The sequence below is a fragment of the Aeromonas sp. LsrichE-8G genome (assembly GCF_022869435.1).
Taxonomy (GTDB): domain Bacteria; phylum Pseudomonadota; class Gammaproteobacteria; order Enterobacterales; family Aeromonadaceae; genus Aeromonas; species Aeromonas caviae.
The window spans coordinates 1-6,397 of record NZ_JALIHH010000124.1; the positions used below are offsets into that span (position 1 = coordinate 1).

Genomic DNA, 6,397 nt, shown 5'->3' on the forward strand with positions numbered 1-6,397 from the left:
AGTTGGACAAACAGGCAGAGCAGTTCAAGTTACCCGCCCGCCGAGAACGAAGTTACCCAAGGTGCATCAAAGCCAAACCACAGAAGTATGCGACGAGAAAACCTAGTAAAAACAATGCCAGTCAGGCTTAACTGACTGGCATTAGGGTTCAACCCGCCGTTTTTTTACTGCCCTTGTGAGTGGTTACTGCTTCTGCAGCTTCGTCACCGTGAGCTTTCCAGCCGGACTTTCGGCGTGGAAGCTCACCGCATCCCCGACCTTGAACCCTTCCATCAGGGCGGGATCGGCCACCTGGAAGACCATGGTCATGGGGGGCATCTTGAGGTTCGCGATGGCCTCGTGCTTGATGCCTACCTTGCCGTTTTGCGTGTCGATACGGCTGATGACCCCCTTGGTCATCACCTTCTCCTCCATGCCATCCATGCCCTCCATCTGGCCCATCTCCCCCATCTGGCTCATGTCGTGCCCTTCGTGGTTCATCATCTCCTCGGCCTGCAGGCCGGTGTGGGTGGCGAGGCCCAATAGCAGGGTCAGCGTCAGCGTCTTGTAGTTCATGATGGTTTCCTTGTTTGTGTTGTCCGGTTGATCAGGGTGCAGTCGGGGTATCCGTCTGCGACGTCGTGTGTTCAAGGGTTTTCAGGGTGCGGCTGCGCCACAGGTAGTAGGCGGCGGGCAGCACCAGCAGGGTCAGCACCAGCGCCGTCACCATGCCGCCGATCATGGGGGCGGCGATTCGCTGCATCACCTCCGAGCCGGTGCCATGGCTCCACATGATGGGCAGAAGGCCGGCGATGATGGTGACCACCGTCATCATCTTGGGGCGCAGGCGCAGGGCGGCGCCGTGAATGACCGCCTGGTGCAGGCCGGCCTTGTCCGGTTTGCCGCTGGCCACCAGATCGTCCCAGGCGTGGTTGAGGTAGACCAGCATCAGCACCCCCGTCTCCACGGCCACCCCGGCCAGGGCGATGAAGCCGACGCCGACGCCCACCGAGAGGTTGAAGTCGAGCAGCCAGACGGCCCAGATCCCCCCGACCACCGCCAGCGGCAGGGTGGTGAGGATGAGCAGCACCTCCTGGAAGCGGTGAAACGCGAGATAGAGCAGCAGCACGATAATGGCGAGGGTCAGGGGCACCACGTAGGTGAGGCGCTCCATGGCCCGCTCCATGTATTCGTACTGACCTGACCAGGTGAGGGCGTAACCCGGTGGCAGCACCAGCTGCTTGTCCACCTCGGCCTTGGCCTCTGCCACAAAGGAGCCGATGTCGCGGCCACGGATGTCCACGTAGACCCAGCCGTTGAGGCGTGCGTTTTCGCTGCGCAGCATGGGCGCCTCGTCGCTGATGTAGACCCGGGCCACGTCCGCCAGGGCGATCCGCTCACCCTTGGGGGTGACCAGGGGCAGCAGTTCGAGGCTGGCCACCGAATCGCGATAGCTCTGGGGATAGCGCAGGTTGATGGGGTAACGTTCGCGCCCCTCAATGGTCTGCCCCACGTCCATGCCGCCCACCGCGGTGGCGAGCACCGCCTGCACGTCGGCGATGTTGAGGCCGTAGCGGGCCGCCTTGAGCCGATCGATATCCACCTTGACGTAGCGACCGCCCGCCACCCGCTCGGCGTAGACGGAGGCAGCGCCTTCCACCTTGCCGACAATTTGCTCGAGTTGCTGGCCAATCTGCTGGACCACCTTGAGGTCGGGGCCGGCGATCTTGATCCCCACCGGGGTCTTGATGCCGGTGGCCAGCATGTCGATACGGGTCTTGATGGGGGGCACCCAGGCGTTGGTGAGGCCGGGGAAGCGGATGAGGGAGTCGAGCTCTTCTTTCAGCTTCTCCGGGGTCATGCCGGGACGCCACTGATCGCGGGGCTTGAGCTGGATGCTGGTCTCCATCATCACCAGATCCGCCGGGTCGGTGGCCGAGTCGGCGCGCCCCGCCTTGCCGAACACGTTCTGTACCTCGGGCACGGTGCGGATGAGTTTGTCGGTCTGCTGCAAAATCTCCCGCGCCTTGCCCACCGAGATGTTGGTCGCCGTGGTGGGCATGTACATGATGTCCCCCTCATCGAGCGGCGGTATGAACTCGGAGCCCAGGTGCTGGAGCGGCCAGAAACCCGCGACCGTGACCACCAGGGCGGCGGCGAGGGTGGTCTTGGGGCGGGCCAGCACGGCATTGAGCAGGGGCACATAGGCCTGGCTCAAGCCACGGTTGAGGGGGTTGGCCTGCTCGGGCAATACCTTGCCGCGGATAAAATAGCCCATGATGACCGGCACCAGCGTGATGGCGAGCGCGGCGGCGGCGGCCATGGCGTAGGTCTTGGTGTAGGCCAGCGGGTGGAACATCCGTCCCTCCTGCGCCTCCAGGGCAAACACCGGCAGGAAGCTCATGGTGATGATGAGCAGGGAGAAGAAAATCGCCGGCCCCACCTCGATGCTCGCCTCCGTGATGATCCGCCAGCGGTTCTTGTCGGTGAGCGCCTCCCGCTCCATGTGCTTGTGGACGTTCTCTATCATCACGATGGCGCCGTCCACCATGGCGCCGATGGCGATGGCGATGCCCCCCAGCGACATGATGTTGGCGTTGATCCCCTGCAGGTGCATCACGATAAAGGCGGTCAAAATCGCGATAGGGAGGGTGATGACCACCACCAGCGACGAGCGCAGGTGGAACAGGAAGGCGATACACACCAGCACCACCACGGCGAACTCCTCCACCAGCTTGGCGGAGAGGTTGTCGATGGCGCGCTGGATAAGGTCGGATCGATCGTACACGGTGACGATCTCCACCCCGTCGGGCAGGCTGGATTTGAGCTCGGCCAGCCGTGCCTTGACCCCGTCGATGGTGTGCTGGGCATTCTCGCCAAAACGCATGACGATGATGCCGCCCACCACTTCCCCTTCGCCGTTGAGCTCGGCGATACCGCGCCGGCTCTGGGGACCGGTCACCACGTCGGCCACGTCACCCAGCAGCAGGGGGGCGCCCCGCACATTGGTGCCGAGCGGGATCTGCTTCAGATCCTCGACGCTCTTGAGGTAGCCATTCGAACGAACCATGTACTCCGCTTCCGCCATCTCGATGACGGAGGCGCCGGTCTCCTGGTTGCCCTGCTTGATGGCGGTCTCGATGAGGGAGAGCGGAATGCCGTAGGCCCGCAGCTTGTCCGGATCGACCCGCACCTGGTACTGGCGCACCATGCCGCCCACAGTGGCGACTTCGGATACGCCGTTCACCGTCTGCAGCTCGTATTTCAGAAACCAGTTCTGCAGTGACGTGAGCTCGCTGAGATCGTGCTTGCCGCTCTTGTCCACCAGGGCGTACTGGTAGACCCAGCCCACCCCGGTGGCGTCCGGCCCGAGCTGGGGCTGGGCCCCGGCGGGCAGATTGGGGGCCACCTGGCTCAGATACTCCAGCACCCGGGCGCGGGCCCAGTAGAGGTCGGTGTCGTCGTCAAACAGCACATAGACGAAGGAGTCGCCGAAGAAGGAGTAGCCGCGCACCGTGGTGGCCCCCGGCACCGCCAGCATGGCGGTGGTGAGGGGGTAGGTCACCTGATCCTCCACCACCTGGGGCGCCTGGCCCGGGTAGGAGGTCTTGATGATCACCTGGACGTCGGAGAGATCCGGCAGGGCGTCCACCGGGGTCTGCTTGACCGACCAGAGGCCCCAGGCGGTGAGCATGACGGTCAGCAGCAGCACCAGGAAGCGGTTGCCGACGGACCAGCGAATGATGGCAGGGATCATGACTGGGCTCCTCTCATTCGGTGGGCTGGCAGCCGATTGGGTTTGTGCTCAATGCAGCGAAGCATGGCCGGGATCATGATTTATCCCCCATCTGGTGCTGGCTGTGATCCATGCCTTCCATGCCTGGCATCTCGCCCTTGGCCTCTTTCATCGGCTCGTCTGCTGCCGGTTTGTCTTCCACATGGATCTGGATGATGCGGTACTCGTCCCCCTCCTGCTCCACCTGCAGATGCAGGGTCTGATCCGGTTTCAGCTGGCTGATGTCCACGCCGTCGGCCACGGTGAAGTCCATCTCCATGGCGGGCCACTGCCACTCGGGAATGGGCTGGTGAGAGATGCCGAGGGTACGCCCGGCGAGATCGATGTTCTGCACCTGGCCCTGGGTCCACACCTGCATGGGACGCACCGCCGTCATGCGCTGGAAGTCCGAATCGATGGCCGATTCTGAGTCGAGCAGGAACTGGGCCGAGCTGACGATGCTGTCACCGGCTTCGACCCCCTCCTGGATGGCGACCTTGTCACCAAACTGGGGGCCCAGGGTGACGGCCACCGACTTGAAGTTGCCATCTCCCAGCGCCAGCACCAGCCGGTCCTGGCTGCCGGTGCGGATCACCGCTTCGCTCGGCACCACCAGGCGGGGTTCCCCCTTGCCGGTGCCGATGCTCACCTTGGCGAACATGTTGGGTTTCAGGAACTCGTCCGGGTTGTCGAAGCGCAGGCGGACCCGCAGGGTGCGGGTACTGGCATCGAGCGTCGGGTAGAGGTAGTCCACCCGACCCTGCCAGCGGCGGCCCGGGGCATAGTCCAGGGTCATGGTGACCGGATCGCCGACCTTGATCTGGGCGGCCTGGCGCTCGAACACCTCGGCGCTCACCCACACCTGCTTGAGGGTACTGATGTTGAAGAGGGGGGCGGCGGGCTCCACATACTGGCCTTCACGCACCTTGAGCTCGGAGACATAGCCGCTGCTCGGGGCATAGATGCGCACCGTCTCCTGCACCTTGCGGGTGCGCTTGAGGGCCGCTATCTGATCCGCCGGTACCTGCAGGGACTTGAGCTTGCCTTCGGCGGCGCGCAGCAGCAGCGGGTTGGTGGTATTGAGCGCCAGCAGGTACTCGTGCTGGGCGTTCACCAGATCCGGGGCGTAGAGATCGTAGATGAAGCTGCCCCTGGCCACCTGCTGCCCCTCGTTCTTGATGGCGAGGTTGCGGATCCAGCCCGCCATCCGGGAGTTGATGGCTTCGAGGCGCTCCTCGTCATATCCCACATAGCCCACCGTCTCGATCTGCTGGTGGACGGGCAGTTTTTCCACCTTGGCCAGCCGCACCCCCAGGTTCTGCTGGATCTCGGGGCTGATGGTAACGGTGCCCGGCGAGCCGCCCTGTTTCTCTTCATAGACGGGGATGAAGTCCATCCCCATGTTGTCCTTGGCGGGGGCATCGCGCTTGTCGCGGGGATCCATGGGATTGACCCAGTAGAGGGGGGCCTTCTCCTTGGCGGTAGTAGCGCCGCCCATCTTGGTGGCGGCCCAGTAACCGCCGCCAGCCCCGAGGACGAGCATCAGAGTCGACAGGATCAGGGTCTTGTTCATCGCAGGCCTCCGGCACGAGTCGAACGGGAGGCGCGGGCGCCGGCAACGGCGAAAATCTTGGCTGATGACATGGTTACATCTTCTCTTCTATCAGGCCGCCTGACCGGGTTCCTGCATGAGCGTCGTGTCCAGGGGCGGGGCAGAGGCGTTATTCACGCACCTGCGTCACGCAACACTCGAATCACAGCGAACGGGTTGGGCGGCAAACGGAGCACTGCCGACGAGTCGGCCGGTGCACGGCACTTGTTGCAATGGCGAACCATTGCCCAGGCTGGGGTAGAAGAGGTTTCTAATGGCGCAGCACAGAGAGCATCAGATGCCGTCTGGGCCAGGAGGGGGGATGGGTACCGCGCAGGCGCAGGAAGGGATCCCTCAGCCAGTTGTCGAGCAGGGAGCCGACATGCCACGAAGAGGGGAGCAGCAGCAGGGGGATCAGCAGCAGTGACAACAGCATGCCGAGCAGGGGCGGGGCATTGGCCGCACCGGAGAAGCCGGCCTGCATCTGGCATTCCCCCCCAGACGGGGCACTCTGGCTCATGGTGCCCGAATGGCAGGAGAGGGGAATTGTGTCGGCCTGGCCATGGTTCATGGCGGCGTGCTGCACAGGCGGGCTCTCGTGCAGCGCATGAGACAAGGGGGAGGATGCCGGAAGGGCATCCTGGGTCTCACCCGGGAGGGCGGTGGCCGCGCCATGCCAGCTGATGCACAGGGTCAGATTGCAGACGAGCACCAGCGCCAGCAATAGCCGGGCGATGAACGTGGTGGGCAATCTCGATGAGAGCATGGGTGGCTTCCCTGTGACGGATGGGCCGAATCTAAACCTTGCCGAAAGGAGAAGGTCAAGGCCTGGCAAGCGCCGTCTGCCTGGGAATTGACATGGATTAAGAAAGGGCGGGGCAGTGAACAGAAAAAGCCCCGCCATGCGGCAATGCTGATCAGTTAAGGATCCATTGACCGATCCTTCTGCTGTAGGACAATCCGGAACCAATCACTGGTTCCGGATTTTTTATGTCTATTGCAAACGATCTGAACGATGTTGTTGAGGCATCTGGCGACATGCTGGCTCGGCT

General features: G+C 63.5%; 4 protein-coding genes. All 4 read right to left on the minus strand.

The features are described from left to right. Positions 1 to 183 precede the first annotated feature (183 nt). Complete coding sequence (locus tag MUW49_RS16810; protein WP_043759198.1) at positions 184 to 555, minus strand: copper-binding protein; 372 nt, start codon at positions 553 to 555, stop codon at positions 184 to 186. Positions 556 to 586: 31 nt separating this feature from the next. Then, positions 587 to 3,736, minus strand: coding sequence for an efflux RND transporter permease subunit (locus MUW49_RS16815; protein WP_103261427.1), 3,150 nt, complete (start codon positions 3,734 to 3,736; stop codon positions 587 to 589). 73 nt (positions 3,737 to 3,809) lie between these two features. Beyond that, positions 3,810 to 5,327, minus strand: coding sequence for an efflux RND transporter periplasmic adaptor subunit (locus MUW49_RS16820; RefSeq protein ID WP_052815049.1), 1,518 nt, complete (start codon positions 5,325 to 5,327; stop codon positions 3,810 to 3,812). A gap of 289 nt (positions 5,328 to 5,616) precedes the next feature. Further along, positions 5,617 to 6,111, minus strand: a complete 495-nt coding sequence (locus tag MUW49_RS16825) for a hypothetical protein (protein WP_052815050.1) — start codon at positions 6,109 to 6,111, stop codon at positions 5,617 to 5,619. Positions 6,112 to 6,397: the final 286 nt, after the last annotated feature.

Excerpts from the sequence above, each read along its gene's own strand:
- MUW49_RS16815 (WP_103261427.1), bottom strand. The coding sequence starts at position 3,736 with ATGATCCCTGCCATCATTCGCTGGTCCGTCGGCAACCGCTTCCTGGTG.
- MUW49_RS16820 (WP_052815049.1), bottom strand. The coding sequence starts at position 5,327 with ATGAACAAGACCCTGATCCTGTCGACTCTGATGCTCGTCCTCGGGGCT.
- MUW49_RS16810 (WP_043759198.1), bottom strand. The coding sequence starts at position 555 with ATGAACTACAAGACGCTGACGCTGACCCTGCTATTGGGCCTCGCCACC.
- MUW49_RS16825 (WP_052815050.1), bottom strand. The coding sequence starts at position 6,111 with ATGCTCTCATCGAGATTGCCCACCACGTTCATCGCCCGGCTATTGCTG.